The sequence below is a fragment of the Exiguobacterium sp. 8A genome (assembly GCF_902506275.1).
Taxonomy (GTDB): Bacteria; Bacillota; Bacilli; order Exiguobacteriales; family Exiguobacteriaceae; genus Exiguobacterium; species Exiguobacterium profundum.
In genome coordinates this window covers 2,161,687-2,178,506 of sequence record NZ_LR733630.1, presented here as the reverse complement: position 1 = coordinate 2,178,506, position 16,820 = coordinate 2,161,687, and the positions used below count along the sequence as shown (strand labels likewise).

At 48.4% G+C, this 16,820-nt stretch carries 12 protein-coding genes; 7 read left to right on the top strand and 5 right to left on the bottom strand.

The annotated features are described in order from the left end of the window. The first annotated feature begins 13 nt into the window (after positions 1-13). The 6 genes from GVY42_RS11340 (at position 14) to guaC (ending at position 8,755) form a co-directional block, all read left to right on the top strand. Positions 14-1,216, top strand: coding sequence for an FAD-binding oxidoreductase (locus tag GVY42_RS11340; protein WP_159563253.1), 1,203 nt, complete (start codon positions 14-16; stop codon positions 1,214-1,216). A 48-nt stretch (positions 1,217-1,264) separates the two neighbouring features. Next, complete coding sequence (locus tag GVY42_RS11335; RefSeq protein ID WP_159563252.1) at positions 1,265-1,918, top strand: hypothetical protein; 654 nt, start codon at positions 1,265-1,267, stop codon at positions 1,916-1,918. Positions 1,919-2,041: 123 nt separating this feature from the next. Continuing rightward, positions 2,042-4,051, top strand: a complete 2,010-nt coding sequence (locus GVY42_RS11330) for a catalase (RefSeq protein WP_159563251.1) — start codon at positions 2,042-2,044, stop codon at positions 4,049-4,051. A 163-nt stretch (positions 4,052-4,214) separates the two neighbouring features. Next, positions 4,215-5,399 carry an MFS transporter gene (locus tag GVY42_RS11325; protein ID WP_074037854.1) on the top strand — a complete coding sequence of 395 codons (1,185 nt, stop codon included), beginning with the start codon at positions 4,215-4,217 and terminating at the stop codon, positions 5,397-5,399. 112 nt (positions 5,400-5,511) lie between these two features. Further along, positions 5,512-7,572: a PAS domain S-box protein gene (locus GVY42_RS11320; protein WP_159563250.1), complete on the top strand. Its 2,061-nt coding sequence runs from the start codon at positions 5,512-5,514 to the stop codon at positions 7,570-7,572. A 199-nt stretch (positions 7,573-7,771) separates the two neighbouring features. Next, the gene (gene guaC / locus GVY42_RS11315) at positions 7,772-8,755 is read left to right on the top strand and encodes a GMP reductase (RefSeq protein ID WP_031424215.1); all 984 of its coding nucleotides are present in this window, start codon (positions 7,772-7,774) and stop codon (positions 8,753-8,755) included. A 22-nt stretch (positions 8,756-8,777) separates the two neighbouring features. Here guaC and GVY42_RS11310 read toward each other — a convergent pair whose 3' ends face one another. The 5 genes from GVY42_RS11310 to GVY42_RS11290 all read right to left on the bottom strand — a co-directional run bounded on the left by GVY42_RS11310 (position 8,778) and on the right by GVY42_RS11290 (position 15,116). Further along, positions 8,778-9,212, bottom strand: a complete 435-nt coding sequence (locus GVY42_RS11310) for a GNAT family N-acetyltransferase (RefSeq protein ID WP_159563249.1) — start codon at positions 9,210-9,212, stop codon at positions 8,778-8,780. After that, complete coding sequence (locus tag GVY42_RS11305) at positions 9,209-10,066, bottom strand: MBL fold metallo-hydrolase (RefSeq protein ID WP_159563248.1); 858 nt, start codon at positions 10,064-10,066, stop codon at positions 9,209-9,211. The genes GVY42_RS11310 and GVY42_RS11305 overlap by 4 nt, the downstream gene beginning before the upstream one ends. After that, positions 10,054-10,809, bottom strand: a complete 756-nt coding sequence (locus GVY42_RS11300) for a hypothetical protein (protein WP_159563247.1) — start codon at positions 10,807-10,809, stop codon at positions 10,054-10,056. The genes GVY42_RS11305 and GVY42_RS11300 overlap by 13 nt, the downstream gene beginning before the upstream one ends. A gap of 2 nt (positions 10,810-10,811) precedes the next feature. After that, entirely contained in the window at positions 10,812-13,982 is a 3,171-nt protein-coding gene (locus GVY42_RS11295; RefSeq protein ID WP_159563246.1) for an EAL domain-containing protein, read from the bottom strand. Positions 13,983-14,123: 141 nt separating this feature from the next. Continuing rightward, the gene (locus GVY42_RS11290) at positions 14,124-15,116 is read right to left on the bottom strand and encodes an LLM class flavin-dependent oxidoreductase (RefSeq protein ID WP_159563245.1); all 993 of its coding nucleotides are present in this window, start codon (positions 15,114-15,116) and stop codon (positions 14,124-14,126) included. A 259-nt stretch (positions 15,117-15,375) separates the two neighbouring features. Here GVY42_RS11290 and GVY42_RS11285 point away from each other — a divergent pair, with 259 nt between their 5' ends. Further along, the gene (locus GVY42_RS11285) at positions 15,376-16,749 is read left to right on the top strand and encodes a YjiH family protein (RefSeq protein WP_078146016.1); all 1,374 of its coding nucleotides are present in this window, start codon (positions 15,376-15,378) and stop codon (positions 16,747-16,749) included. The last annotated feature ends 71 nt before the right edge of the window (positions 16,750-16,820 follow it).

Genomic DNA, 16,820 nt, shown 5'->3' with positions numbered 1-16,820 from the left:
GAGGATGAACCCGATGGAATTGTATAACGGAGACTTATATTGGCCAACGACCGAATCAGAGGATGTCGTGTTAGAAAGACCTGACAAAAAAGAGCATTACGACGTACTCGTCATCGGAGCCGGTATGTCCGGAACGTTGACGGCTTATACGTTACAACAAGATGGCGTCGATTTTGCGGTGCTCGATGGGCGAAAAGTCGGTACAGGAAGCACATCAGCAAATACCGGTTTAATTCAATATTCAAATGACATCATGTTACACGAACTCGCAGAAAAAATTGGAGAAGCGGCAGCGGTACGCTTCTATCAATTATGTCTCAACGCGGTCGAATCACTCGATCAGGTGGCGAAAGATGTCGATGCTTCCGATATATATATCCGACGGGACAGTCTTTGTTTTGCGAGTGAAGAAGCCGATGTTGCCAAATTGAAACGTGAGTATGAGATGCTATCCAAACATGGTTTTGATGTGGAGTGGTTGGATCGTGAAGCATTACGTGAACGCTTCCCATTTGAAAAACCGGCGGCCCTCATCACCAAAGGCGATGCCGAGGTCAACCCACTCACGCTCAGTCGTCAAATCATCCGCTATTTATCAAAACAACACGTCCCGATTTTTGAAGAGACATCAGTAGATGAAATCGTGTCTGATGGTGACGGATGGATCGTGTTCACCTCAAACGGAACATTTAAAGCGAATAAAGTCATCTTTGCAACAGGTTATGGACCGGCTCCCCTACTCGACTCCCATCGAATCGATTTGAATCGGTCATACGCCATCGCAACGAACCCAATCGCCGAGTTCAGTGAATGGGAAGGGCGTGCACTCATTTGGGAGACGAAACGACCATATCTCTATCTACGCACGACTCCGGACGGGCGGATTATCGCTGGCGGACTTGACGAAGACAAGGCAGAGACGCCGCACGACGAGGCGCTCATGAACGACCGGGCGGAACGGGTGAAAGAAAAAATCGCCGAGCTCTTCCCGATGTATGACCTAGAAGTCGATTATGCTTGGGTCGCCTTGTTCGGAGAGTCGGTGGACCAACTCCCGTTCATCGGGGAGCACCCGAATCGACCTAACTTGTTTTATTTGCTCGGATATGGGGGAAATGGGACGGTGTATAGCATGCTTGGTTCTCGTATTTTAAGTTCCCTCGTTCGTGGTCAGTCGCATCCCGATGCGGACCTCGTTCGTTTAGATCGAACGTAATCCCCGATATTTTGGGGATTGTTACATAATTAAAGGAGTGTTTTTGGATTGAAGAAAAAAAGAAAATCAAACAAGGTGTACCGACTACGTCGTCTCGCCGTATTCCTCGTCCCTCTCGGCTTCGCCCTCTGGTTTTGGCCGCAGGAATCGTCCTTTACAACGCAGTTGAAGTCTGAACAAACCTCTATTTCCGAGGAAATATATACGATTGAAGAACGTACTCCCATTGAAGAAGACGGTATCACTCGGTTCGAATATGATATCGTCGTACATGGTGAACCGAGTACGGATGAGCTTCAATCTGTCAGCCATGACGTCATCGATGACGTGAAACAGTCTGATCAGTTCCAGGCCGCCTTGTTACGATTTTATGATGATGCTGCCTATATCGGGACGGAACCGCCACTTGGTGAAGCCGTATTCGCTCCGGAAGGCGACTATGCACTTGCAGACTGGGTGGAACCCGGTCAAACAGACGAGATGATGTTCGGTTGGCAACTTCGAGAAAAAGAATGGGCGACCAAATTGACCGATGCAGAGATTCAAATTTGGAGGTCATGGCAAAATCAATATACGAAACAAAATCCTGACGACCCCGATGCGAAAGCGAAAGTAACACGTATCATTGCCACAAAATACGAACTCGACCCAAAAACGGTACAACAAATCGTATTGAAACAACATGTGTGGGCCGCGTTATAAATATTTGTGTGAAATCTCTCTTTTTTGAAAAAGAGGGATTTTTTTATTGGCGTTAGGGAACACCGATACAGTAGGTCAAAACGCGACTTACGACGGTCAGTCATACTTAAGGGAGGCAATGACATGGGGAACAAGAAAGAAGAGCAGTTAAAACAACATACGATTGATAACGAACAACAAGCTGGCTTGACGACAAACCAAGGTCTGAAGATGGCGGAAGACGAATTCTCGCTGAAAGCAGGACGTCGTGGTCCGACATTGATCGAGGATTTCCATTTCCGCGAAAAGATGACCCACTTCGACCATGAACGGATTCCGGAACGAATCGTCCACGCGCGCGGCGTCGGGGCACACGGGGAGTTCCAGGTGTATGAACCGCTCGCCGAGTTCACAAAAGCGGATTTCTTGAATGACCCTTCGAAGACGACACCGGTATTCGTCCGTTTCTCGACCGTCCAAGGCTCACGCGGGTCCGCGGATACGGTACGTGACGTCCGTGGTTTTGCGACGAAGTTCTATACAGACGAAGGGAACTATGATTTAGTCGGAAACAACATTCCGGTCTTCTTTATCCAAGATGCCATCAAGTTCCCTGACCTCGTTCATGCCGTGAAGCCTGAACCACATACGGAAGTGCCGCAAGGGGGAAGCGCGCACGATACGTTTTGGGATTTCGTCGGACAAAACCATGAAACAGCCCATATGGTCATGTGGGCAATGAGTGACCGGGGAATTCCGCGTAGTCTACGCATGATGGAAGGATTCGGGGTGCATACGTTCCGTCTCGTAAATGCGGAAGGAAAAGCGCATTTCGTCAAATTCCATTGGAAACCGAAGCTCGGGGTTCATTCACAAGTATGGGACGAAGCCCAAAAGGCAGTCGGGAAAAACGCTGACTTCCACCGTGTCGACTTGTATGAAGCCATCAATAAAGGCGACTATCCGGAATGGGAGCTCGGTCTGCAGTTGATCCCGGAAGAAGAGGAGTTCAACTACGACTTCGACATCTTAGACCCGACCAAACTGTGGCCGGAAGAAGAGATTCCAGTGAAACTCGTCGGGAAGATGACACTCAACCGGAACGTCGACAACTTCTTCGCGGAAACCGAACAAGTCGCCTTCCACCCGGGTCATCTCGTCCCAGGAATCGACTTCTCGAACGATCCACTCTTACAAGGTCGTCTGTTCTCGTATACGGACACGCAGCTTTCACGTCTCGGTGGACCAAACTTCCACCAGATCCCAATCAACAAGCCCGTCTGTCCCTTCCACAACAACCAGCGGGACGGGATGCATCAAATGGCCGTCCACAAAGGTCAGACGAGCTACCATAAAAATGCGCTTAACAATAATCAGCCGGAACCTGTGCCAGCCGATCAAGGTGGATTTGAGCACTATCAAGAGAAAATCGATGGTCATAAGATTCGGGGGCGTAGCGACAGCTTCCTTGATTTCTATTCACAGGCGAAGCTCTTCTATAACAGCATGACCGATGTCGAAAAACAACACATCCAAGATGCCTGCAGTTTTGAGCTCGGAAAATGTGAGTCGGACATGGTGAAAGAGAACGCCGTCGATTTATTGAACCGTATCGATCGTCATCTCGCTGAAGTCGTCGCCGACAACTTAGGGGTACATGTGCCAGAAGAGAACAATGAGGTCCAGTCAGATAAGACGTCCCCTGCTCTCTCGATGGCGAACACAATCAAAAAGCCCGATACGAAGAGCGTCGCCCTTCTCCTCGCTGGTGACGTGGATGCGAACCAGGTGAAGCAATGGGTACAGACGCTCGCCGACCACAACGTCAACTACAGCCTCGTCGGCAAGAAAGCGTATATGCTTGGTGACCTGAAAGTGAAGGAGACATACGATACGGTCGACTCGAGTCTTTTCGATGCCGCATTCTTAGTGAGTACCGCGACGACCGTCGAGGATGATGTGCTCGAATTTATCGAGAACACGTATAAGCACTATAAACCGCTCGCTCTACACGTACACCATAAAGAGGCACTCGCCACATGCCGCGTGAAGCAAGACCAACCTGGTGTCTTCACGTTTGACGAGCATAACCTCAATGGATTCAATGCGTTCATCGATGGGATTGCGACTGCCCGCTTCTGGGACCGTGCCTAACGATATTACTTGACTCGACTCGATTCCCGAGTCGAGTTTTTTTCATGTCTGCCATTCACTGCATGTAGTGCATCATCTCAGACAATCTTAATTTGATTTGGTATACTCTTTTAGTTATGTTTATTAACTATTCGAATTTGAAGAAAAGGAGACGTCACGTATGATGCAACAACCTATTCAAAAACTTTGGACGAGAGACTTTTTAATCATCTCGCTCATCAACTTCTTCCTGACGCTCATCTTTTTCTTATTGATGGTCACCATCGGGGTGCACGCCGTCGAGTCGTACGGGGCGACCACGAGTCAAGCGGGACTCGTCACCGGCATCTTCATCATCGGGACGCTGACCGGGCGCTTGTTCATCGGTCGACTGATCGATTCGATCGGTCGGAAGAAGACACTTTATATCGGGCTCGTCTTTTTCACCGCCACGATTTTATTGTACTTCGTCCATTGGGGTGTCGGTTTCTTATTGCTGACACGGTTCGTACACGGGCTCGGGATGGGATTGTCGAGTACGGCAACTGGAACTATCGTCGCGCAAGTCATTCCTGCAACACGAAAAGGTGAAGGGATCGGTTACTACAGCATGAGTTCTACTCTGGCGACAGCCATCGGGCCCTTCGTCGGATTACTTCTCAGCCAACACACGAGCTTCACCGTCATCTTCGCTCTTTGCTTTGTGATCGGGGTCATCAGTTTGGCGAGCACGTTCTTTGTGAATGTGCCTGAGGTCGACGCACCTGAAGTCGTACGTGGATTCTCTTTAAAATCGTTCGTCGAACCAAAAGCGCTACCGATCGCCTTGATTATCGGGATGGCCGCACTAAGCTACTCGAGTGTCTTGTCCTATATCAACTTCTATGCGAGTGAACTCGACTTGATCGAGGCGGCGAGCATCTTCTTCCTCGTCTATTCGGTCGCAGTCCTATTATCACGACCGATCACAGGAAAGTTGATGGACGCGCGTGGAGCGAACGTCGTCATGTATCCGGCAATCGCCATCTTCGCGATTGGACTGCTCGTGCTCAGCCAGGCGAACAGCGGTTGGATGCTTCTACTTGCCGGTGCGTTAATCGGATTAGGCTTCGGGAATATCCAATCCGGGACTCAAGCAATCGCCGTCAAGGCCTCTCCACCCCACCGAATGGGGATGGCGACATCGACCTTCTTCATCGCACTTGATGCCGGTCTAGGGTTTGGTCCTTATTTCATCGGGTTGTTGATTCCATTGACGGGCTTCTCGACACTTTATTTGATTCTTTCAGGCGTCGTTCTCTTTACCATTTTCTTGTATTACGTCATGAATGGACGGAACGAACAAAAACAACTGAACGAAGCTGCTTGACGGGGTGTACGTACATCCCGTCTTTTTTTGAAAGTTCACACATTTGATCGAATGATGCGGTAAGATAAAAATGACGTGTAAAAAATAGAATGAACGAAATGAGGGAGACGAGATGAAAGCTGACCAAACACTTCAATCCAACGCATCGATTTTACTACGGACGTTCGATAAAATTTCAGACTATGTGTTCTTTATGGAAGTCGATGGTTCAGCATATCGCTACGTCTTCGTAAATGAGCCTGGGAAACGGGCCATCAATTGGTCGGATGCGGATGTCGGCAAGACCATCGATGAGTTGGTCCCGACCGAGACCGCTACACTTATTACGCAGTATTACGATGAAGCGATTCGTACAAAAAAGAGTGTCGTCTACGAAGACTACCGTCTTGCTGACTCCTTTTATACGGATACGGTCGAGGCGGATGATGTATTGACGCTCCCCCTTCATTATTTCGAGTCAGAAGTGACTCCGATTTTCAATGATGAGGGGAGCTGTACCCATATCGTCTCCGTCGTTCGTGAAGTGACGGAACGGAAGCGTCGCGAACTCGAATTGTCGATCTTAAAAGATCATCACGAGTCGCTACGACGTTATTCTCCACATGGCATCTTTGTACTCGACCATCATTTGAACATCAAATCCGTCAACCCGGCCGTCACGGTCATCACCGGTCATACGGAACAAGATATGCTTCATCATCCGTTCCTGCATTGGCTTCCCGAGAGTGAGCGGTCTCGGGTCAGGAAAGGGTTACAATTCACGCTGTCTGGGATTCCACACAAGTATTCCATTTATGCTGAACATCAATCCGGGGAACGACTCGACTTAACCGTCCTCAACATTCCAATCGAGGTCGGCGGTAACATTACCGGCCTGTTTGCGATCATCATCGATTTGACGCCAGAGAAAAATGCCGAGCGTGCCACGGTCGAAAGCGAACGTCGTTACCGTCAGTTGATTGAAACCATTCCGGAAGGCATCATTGTGCATCAGGAAGGACAGATTATATATGCGAACGCGATGGCACTCGCCACAATCGGAGAAACCTATCTAGAGAGTGAATCGATTTTTTCATTCATCGCAGAAGAGTATCATCAGTCCACCCGTCAACGACTTGCCTCTCTCGAACTCGGAGGCCCCGTCCAAGACACGGAAATGGTCATCATGACACCGAGTGGAGACAAGCTCCAGATGGATATCAGTAGCCTTCTCATCGATTATGAGGGCGAAACGGCCGTCTTAACGATTTTGCGTGATGTCACGGAGAAACGTGAAATGGAACAAGCGTTAAGACAGAGTGAGTTACAATATCGATTGATCACAGAAAACATGAGTGACCTCGTCTGCATACTAGAACGGGATGGTACTGTTCGTTATGCGTCCCCTTCTCACCGTACCGTACTCGGCTTTGCGGCCGGATATTACGAAGGGAAGAATACGCTCGACTATATCCATCCGGACGACATCCAGATCGTCCGGGAGCAGTTGAAAGAAATGAAGGAAGAAGACATCTCCTTGACCCTTGAGTTTCGTCATTTCCATGCTGACCAGCGCTGGATTTGGCTCGAAACGAAAATTCAGGCCATCTATGATGAATCCGGACTTCTCCTACACTATTTGACGGTCAGCCGAGAAATCATGCAGCGAAAAGCACTAGAGAAGCAACTGAAGCATTTGGCGTATCACGACACGCTGACCGATTTACCGAACCGTCGTTTCTTCCTCGCTTACCTCGAGGAAGCGATCGATCGAACCGAATTCGAGCAAGGTGAATTGGCCGTCCTCGCTCTTGACGTTGACCGATTCAAACAAATCAACGACACGTTCGGTCATGATGTGGGCGATGAGCTCTTGCGACAACTCGCTCGTCGATTGACATCCGTGCTTCGCAAACAAGATATGATTGCCAGACTTGGCGGTGATGAGTTTGCCGTTCTCATTCGCTTCAACGATCCCTGTGCCCTACATCGGGTTGCAGAGAAAATCATTCAAGCACTACAGCGCCCATGGGAAATCGACCAACATACGTTCATTACGACTTCAAGTGTCGGGGGTGCTCGATTTGTAAAAGGGTTGTCGACCAAACAGTTACTAAAACGTGCCGACCTCGCTCTCTATGAAGCCAAAGCAGGTGGACGAAATCAATATGCACTCGCAAAGGACCACCAATAAGTGGTCCTTTTTTCACGTGAAACATCGAAAATAAATCATAAATCCGAACATTAAACATCAATCCATTCAATTTTATTCATTTTTAAGATAAATTGATTGAGTTATCCTTTGACTTTAAACTCTATTCACGTTATATTACCGAATGAGCGAAGTTTTTTATTGTTCAATACGTTAATGTTCGTGAATAGGGGTGCGATATATGGATAAAGTATTTGATTACGAAGATATTCAATTAATTCCTGCAAAATGTATTGTCGACAGTCGTTCGGAATGTGACCCGACCGTCGAGCTTGGTGGCTTCACGTTCCGATTACCGGTCGTTCCGGCTAACATGCAGACGATTATCGATGAAAAGGTCGCATTGATGCTGGCCAAGAACGGATATTTTTACATCATGCATCGCTTCAATCCAGAGACGCGCCTGGCGTTTATCCAAGACATGCATGAGCGTGGTTTGTATGCATCCATCAGTGTCGGCGTGAAGGAAGAAGAGTATGGGTTTATCGAAATGCTCAAATCGACCGGTCATACGCCAGAATTTATTACAATCGATATCGCTCACGGTCATTCGAATGCGGTCATCCGAATGATTCAGCATATCAAACACCATCTTCCTGGATCATTCGTCATCGCGGGGAACGTCGGGACACCAGAGGCCGTTCGCGAATTAGAGCATGCCGGAGCGGATGCGACGAAGGTTGGAATCGGTCCTGGTAAAGTGTGTATCACGAAAATCAAAACAGGTTTTGGTACCGGGGGCTGGCAATTGGCTGCACTTCGCTGGTGTGCCAAAGCAGCGACGAAACCGATTATCGCGGATGGGGGCATCCGTACTCACGGTGACATCGCCAAATCGATTCGCTTCGGCGCTTCGATGGTCATGATTGGTTCATTGTTCGCAGGACACGATGAATCACCGGGGGAAACGTTCGAGCAAGACGGGAAACAATTGAAAGAGTATTTCGGTTCTGCTTCTGAGTTCCAAAAGGGTGAGCGAAAGAACGTCGAGGGGAAAAAGATGTTTGTCGAACACAAAGGGGCACTACAAGATACATTGACCGAGATGGAGCAAGACCTCCAATCGGCGATTTCTTACGCGGGTGGTGACAGTCTCGAGGCATTGCGCACCGTAGACTACGTCATGGTGAAAAATTCAATCTTCAATGGGGATAAAGTGTATTAAAAAGGCGACCTCATGTCGCCTTTTATAATTGCTTCATCATCATATAGTAATCCGATCCCGGCGGATAGTCCGGTAGCACACCTATTACCGTGTAACCGAATCGCTCATAAAACGGTTTCGCTTGAAACGAGAACGTCGTCAATTTCACACGCGTCGTACCGAGCGACTTCGCTAACGCCTCCCCTTCTCCAAGCAATTGGCTACCGATGCCCTGACCATGAAAGTCTGCATCGACCCAAAGGCGATCCAAATCGAACCATCCCCAATACACACTCCCATATAAGCCGGCGATCACCCGTCCTTCTTGCTCCACTTTCAACTGAATGGTCGGCACGTGCGCCTCGCGAATGTCACGATGGTGAATCGAACGAACGTTGTTATACTCACGTAATTGAGTGGTCAAAAACTGTTGGAACGTCTCGTCTTCCGCGTGAATCCGCGTGATAGTGTATGTCATCTTCCCACCGTCCCGTTCACAAAAAACGTAATCAACTCGTTCTCTTCCTCGGTGATCTCCCGATTGACGAGTGAAGCATACGACTGCGTGATTTCATCAGTATTTCCTGGGAAATCATTCGAAATGGTGGCGATTCGTCTTAATGCAAGGCAATCTTCTGCGAAGGATTCACGACTCACCATCTCACCGTGTGACCAGACAATCTGTTTAGCATCAAACGATTCCAATACATTCAACAACCGCAGGGTTTCTTCCGGAGTCATTCGCCATGTCGGAGAATAGATGTCTGCGTATAACGCGTCTCCTAAAAATAATACCCGTTCTTCTACGACGTAAAGGACAACCGCATCTTTTGCGTGGTCTCCTCCGACATGTCGTAACACGATGTGAACGCCACCGAGGTCGAGTGTCAGCGATTCTTGAAACGTCAGCGTAGGTAATACGATTTTGATATCGCGCGCGTCTCCATATTCTTCACGGATTGCTTCCGCGCAAAATGCGATTTCAATCCCTTCCGCCACCCGCTCATCGAGAGAGACATCATCCCAAGCATATGGGACAAGTTTTTCCATCCCCTGTTTGGTCGCTTCACTCGCAATGGAGACTATTCCTTCAAGTGCAGGTAAACCGAAGATGTGATCCCAATGCCAATGCGTCAATGCGACCATCGACGGCGCACGTAGGCCTTGTTTTTCTAGCTGTTCTAAAAACAACGAGGCGTGCGAAACGGAATTGCCCGCATCGATGAGCAGCGTATGCGTATCGCCGATAACGGCACCGAGAATTGGTCGATCGGTACGGTCAACGGGTGTCATATACCAAAAACGATCCGAATGTTTAATCAAGGTTTGCATGTACGAATCGACTCCTCCTCTAATAAATTCGTTAATTCTTCGAATGAATGCCGATTATCATTTTGAATCCGAGCGTGGCGAAGAGGTAATTGTTTCAACAGTTCAAGCTCACGTCGTTGGCGTTCCACTAAAATCTCAATCGTTCCGGCCATACCCTTATGCGCATGGTTCACACCATAGGTGCCGCTCGTATAATACTCGACAAAACCGCTTTGCCATCCCATCGGTCGTTCATCATATACAATCGGAAAGATGCGTGCAACGTCATCCAATGCCAAATAAACGACCATCGGATCAATCGGTTTCAGAATGTCTGCGACCTCTTGAACGTATGCTTCCACGTCCGCTAACGGAACATCTTGGGCAACCATTCCAATGGTGAAAGGATTTTGGAGCAACGCACATTCAAAGATGACGTCCTCTTCCTCCCTATCTAACTTTTGAACATAACGCCGCCAGCGTTCGCACATGATTCGTGTGTGAAGGGCGAAAGGTAACTCGTAGACGTCTGTTCCGATCCGTTCTTCATCACCATCATAACGGACGAGCCACCCTTTTTCGATTTCATCGAGAATGCGACCGGTTGATGGTTTGTCCTCGACCCAATAGATATCATGCATATCCACGGGGTGTGACGCATCTACTTCCGAATAGAACTTGCCATTCCGTTTATCTCGCAGCCTCTCGGCAAATGTAGACTTTCCGCTTCCTGGCAATCCTTCAATCAGCCATAATCTCCCCATACTTAAATCCCCTTGTCATCTGAGTATCCACCATATTGGAACCACTGGTCTCCTCCATTGTTCTTTGCAATATACATCGCTGCATCTGCTTGTTGAAGAATCGAATCGACGGTGTCGGTCGACTTGACTAGGGTGACGCCAACACTTGCCGTAAGATGAATGACTTCACCATTCGACGCGTCTATTCCCTGGGAAATAACTTCATTGAGCTGTTCAATCCCACTCAGTGGACCCGTTTGCACCAACATGAATTCATCGTCTGAAAAACGGTACACTTGACCACCAACATGCTGGACGAATTCATTTAATCGTTGTGCGATTTCAATTAACACTTCATCCCCTATCATGTGCCCGTACTGATCGTTGATTCTTTTAAAATCGTCTAGATTGACCAGTGTCACTGTAATCGCTGGCGTCCGGTTCATGTTTTTGTATAAATCGGTCGTGAGCGTATGACGATTATACAGTTTGGTCAGCTGATCTTGTTTTGCGATTCGAATCATCTCGCGTTGTTTCCGTTCCTTTCGAATCCCGTTCTCCATCCATCGTGCAAGCAATCGTACCGTCCCAGTCAACTCTTGCAACGTTTCCTCATCAAGATGATCATTCAAATTGCCTTGCTCCGAGAGAAGAACGACCCAGCCAAACACTTGATGCGCATGCGTCAAAGGAAAACTGACTAGCCTCGTGAATTCGATACCGTCTACAATCAGATCACCTTCCTGAAGCGTTTGCGCGCCGACCGTTGTCAGTTGATGTAGGGAATGCAGTTCTTCTTCCCCCCAAGTCAAACGAGAGACCCCATGCTCTACTAGAAGACGATGCGAAGGCTCAATCGAGAAGATGACCCCGTGGGAGTAACCGACCCATTCCAATAAAATTTCTTGAACCCGGGCCAATTGATCTTGGAACGGTACACGCAATGCCGTCGCTTCGTACAATGCCTCGATTGATTGTTGTCGAGTGATTTGTCTTCTCGAGACTTCCGTGTGCTCGATCTCTGTCATGACCCAATGCGTAAACGATTCGAGCGCCTTCAAGTTTTCTTCTGAGAACGTTCTCGCCTGCCCATCCACTACGCAAAGTGTGCCGATGACGTGACCTTGCTTCGTCCGCAACGGTACACCTGCATAAAATCCGATTCGGTCAATCCAAGGACTGTCACTTTCAATCGCTGCTGCCGCAACATCTTCAATCACCAGCGGAGACTCTGATGTGACAACCCGATTACATAACGTCCATTCCCGTTTGAGGTGAGCGGATTCGAGCTCGATACCGACACACGATTTGAACCACTGTTGGTCTGTCGTCATGATCGAAATGAATGCGATTGGCATCTGAAAGGTTTGTGCGACCAATCGGGAGATCCGGTCAAATCGTTCCTCTTGTGGCGTATTTAAAATTTCCAATCGTAATATCGCTTTGAGTCGTTGCAATTCACGCTCATCTAGAGAAGGATGCAACAACTGCGCAGGCTGCTCCATCTTCGATAACATCATCTGATGGGAATACAAGATTCCGAGCGCCTCTTCTAACTCCGCGAGCGGCATCGGACGACTGAAGAAATACCCTTGAATCTCATCGCAGCCGAGCTGACGTAAGATCCGATATTGTTCTTCCGTCTCCACACCTTCAGCCGTCACCTCTAACTCTAGCTTTTTAGCCAACGAGACAATCAGTTTGACGATTTCATACTCTTTCATGCCGCTCTCCTGATCGAGTTGCGCGACGAACGACCGGTCGATCTTGATTCCATCAATCTCGAACAACTTCAAATAATTCAACGAGGAATAACTGACCCCAAAGTCATCAATCAACAGTCGAAATCCTTGTTGTTTGAGCGATTCGACCGTTTTGATCGCCGCTACCGGTTCATGCATCAACGTGTGCTCGGTCACCTCAAACTCAAATTGTTCTGGCACAAGACCGTACGATGCAATGATCGCAACCAGTTCATTCATATGGTGTTCATGAAATAAATTCGGTGAGACATTCACAGCCACGCGGCGCCCTTCAAACTGCTCAGGTTGTGACGACACATCCTGACATACCCGATTCATGACGAATCGTGTCACGTCTTCGATCAAGAGTGACTGTTCAGCCACACGAATGAACGTTTCAGGTGAAATGAATCCGAGAACAGGACTCTCCCAGCGAATGAGTGCCTCAAAATGAATCGCACCGTCCATCGACACTTTCGGTTGATACACCATGTATAACTCATCTAGCTTCAACGCTTTGACCAGTTCCGTTTCGATCATCATCTCATCGATGTAACGCTGCACGTACTCATCGTGTTCATATAAACGAATGGTTTGATTTCCCGTCTGACGCGCTTCCAACAGAGCCGTGGAGGCGTTCATGATGACACGGTCGGCATCCGCTGTACCGGCACCAATCCCGATACAACTCGATAACGGGAATTCGGCCTCCGCCACTTGATACGAATGATCTGCAATCACGTCAAGCAAATGCTCGGCGTACATGTATGCCAACCGGATTGGAGTATGAGGTAACACCGCGATAAAGTCTTCACCGTCTACTCGACCGATGATCGAACCTTTCGGAAGCGTATTCGCCAATTGACGTGTGATGTCTTTAATCAATTGGTTCGAGCGCTCCACACCTTGGAGCGACATCATCATCTTGAAACGATTGATGTGAAGGCGCATCACGCTCGTCTCTTCGGTGTCATGTTGCTCGAACAGTTGATCAAGTTCTAATTTGACTTTCATCAGATTCGGCATGCCCGTCAAATAGTCCATGTGCTCGATACTTCGTAACAATTTGATCTCCGCTTCCTCGGATAAATCAGTTGTCAAACTAAGGACATAACGAACGAGACCAGCTTCATCTTCAATCGGTACAAGCATAGAAGAAGCGAAACGGGCCGTATTGGAGTCGATGTTCATTTGCGACATGAAATAGACCGGTTCTCCTGTCTCAATGACCACATCATAATGTCCAATCAATTCATCGGCCACTTCTGAGCGGTACATCTCATGTAAATATCGACCTTCTACATCACTCGGAAGCGAAGAGGCCACCTTCCCCTGTTCGCTCACATTCACGTAACGATAGCCGTTCTCCGTCACTTCCATTAGAAATACCATCCGATACAAGCGTGTGAACAGCTCGAATAGATAATTTGGGTCGCCTTTCATCCGTTGCATCGTATTATCCCTCCACCTGTTCCTTTTTCTTATAGTGTAGTTGGTTTCGCCCTAATGATGGAGAAAACCTTTGAAAAAATGGGAAAACGTTTTTCTCTTATAGAAAAACACCCTCTCATATTTGAGAAGGTGCTCTCCGGGTTAAAGCAATTCATTCGCCAAGAGACGATAGACGTTCAGGCGATCTTCCTGCTTATGCTGGATGCTACATATCATCGCCTCATCGAAACCATAACGTTCCGATTCATCCCGTAACTGTTCCGCGATTTGTTTTGGCGTTCCTACGAGGTGGATGGCTCGGTTGTTGGCGATATGAATTTTATCGACCTCCGTGAGCGGATAGTCGTGGGCCGCTTCCGGACTCAACAGCTGTCTCAATTGACCACGCATCAAGAAGAGACGCGACAGATCAGAAGGTCGGGCCAAATATTCGGCCTCTTCTTCCGTCTCTGCCGTCGTGACCAAATACGTGACGCTGATGTCCGGTTTCTCCATAAAATCAGACGGCGTGAAATGGTGACGGTACGTGTCGAGCGTATCGGCACTCAATTGTCCGTTAAAGAACTGGGCAAACGAATAGCCGAGCCCCATCCGTCCAGCCTGCACGGCGCTGTTCCCACTCGAACCGAGTAACCACGCTTCCGGAAGCGTAACGCCTGTCGGTGCTGCTGGCGTGTTCTTATACCATCTCTCTTCAGGTGCTTCATCTTTGATCAACTGAAGCGTCGTATCGAGTTTCTCGTAAAGACCGTCCATCATCGGCTTCTGCCCTTGTGACATCGCATAGATGGCGTTCGCATCACCGCCTGGCGCACGTCCGACACCAAAGTCGATCCGTCCCGGGGCGAGTGCGCTGAGCGTCTTGAATACCTCTGCCATCTTGAGTGGCGAGTAGTGCATCATCATGATGCCGCCGGACCCGAGACGAATCTTGTTCGTCTTAGCTGCTAGATAAGCCGCGATGACCTCTGGAGCCGAGCTGGCGAACGACATGCCACCATGATGCTCCGCCATCCACATACGGTAATATCCCAACTCTTCTGCGACTTGTGCGAGCTCGACCGCGCTGTTCAGCGCATGTTCTCCTGTATGACCCGACGTGACCGGCGCCTGGTCTAACACACTCAATCTCATCATGCATTCTCCTATCTCTATAATGAAGTTTCTAAATATCTTGAATTTGTTGGACTCGCCGTCATCATACTAAATGGTTTGATGGAATACGAATGTTTTGCCTAGCGCATATGATGTATTTTTAGAAAATTCACGCATGTTGTTGATAGCACCTGGTCATATTTTTTATACTAAAAAAGAAATACGTTTCAATAACAGCTGAATGTGTAATGGGGATACATAGACAGCACAAACACTTCGGGGAAATGGGGAATGCATCATGAATGGTTCATCAACACCAGACGGAAAGAAACCTTCTTTTTCGAGTCGAGACTTCTTTAAGTTCTTGATTCCATCTCTCATCGGCATCATGTTTTTCATCGTACCGATCTCATCAGAAGAAGGCTTCACGATTCCAGTCGCCTTCTTATCCAATTTGCTGATTGACTGGATTGGGGATTTCGTCCCGACACTCGCCGTCATCATGATGGGGATTTCGATTGTCGGCTCATTATTACTCTTTACGGCACGTCCTGCTTTTATGATGGAGCGACCATCCATCAACGCACTGTTTAGCGTGACACCGTTTTGGTTCGTCATGCGTGTGATCGGTTTCATCGCCGGGGTCATGACGCTACTCACACTCGGACCAGAGATGATCACGTCAGAATTTACAGGGGGCTTATTACTCTTTGATTTGATTCCAATCTTATTTGCGACATTCTTCTTTGCCGGTATGTTGTTACCGCTCTTATTGAACTTCGGACTTCTCGAGTTCGTCGGGACGTTCTTGATGAAGATCATGCGTCCGCTCTTCCGCTTGCCAGGCCGCGCCTCACTTGACTCGCTCGCTTCATGGGTCGGAGATGCGACGATCGGAATTCTACTGACGACCAAACAGTATGAGGAAGGTTATTACACGAAGCGGGAAGCGTCGATCATTGCGACGACATTCTCCGTCGTCTCCATCACCTTCACCATCGTCGTCTTACAGTATGTCGAACTCGACCAATACTTCTTGCCTTACTACGGGGCCATCGTCTTATCCGGACTAGTCGCCGCTCTCATCATGCCACGGATTTATCCATTATCTAAAAAGGCAGACACGGCTTATGAGAAGACCGAGCTCAAACCGGAAGAAGAAGTACCCGCGAACGTGTCACTCGGTAAGTGGGCGTTAATTCAGGCGTTACAAAAGTCACGTTCGAGTAAAAGTTTCCTAGAGACGCTCAAAGACGGCTTCAAGAACGTGCTCGATATGTGGATCGGCGTCCTCCCTGTCGTCATGGCAGTCGGGACGATTGCGGTCATCATCGCAGAATATACGCCGTTCTTCACTATCCTCGGAAAGCCGTTCGAACCGATTTTGATGCTCCTTCAAGTGCCTGAGGCATCGGAAGCCGCTCAAACGATGGTCGTCGGTTTCGCCGACATGTTCTTGCCGGCCGTTCTCGGAAGCGGCATCGAGAGTGAGTTGACACGGTTTGTCATCGCTACGTTGTCGGTTACCCAGCTCATCTATATGTCAGAAGTCGGGGGCTTGTTGCTCGGTTCAAAACTACCGATCTCATTCCTCGACCTCGTCTTGATTTTCTTGTTACGTACCTTCATCACCCTTCCGATCATCGTCGGCATCGCACATCTTGTGTTTTAACGAAAACGACGCCCTTTCTCTTTTATGAGATGGGGCGTCCTTTGTATACTAAAAGAAAAGGAGGGAGACCG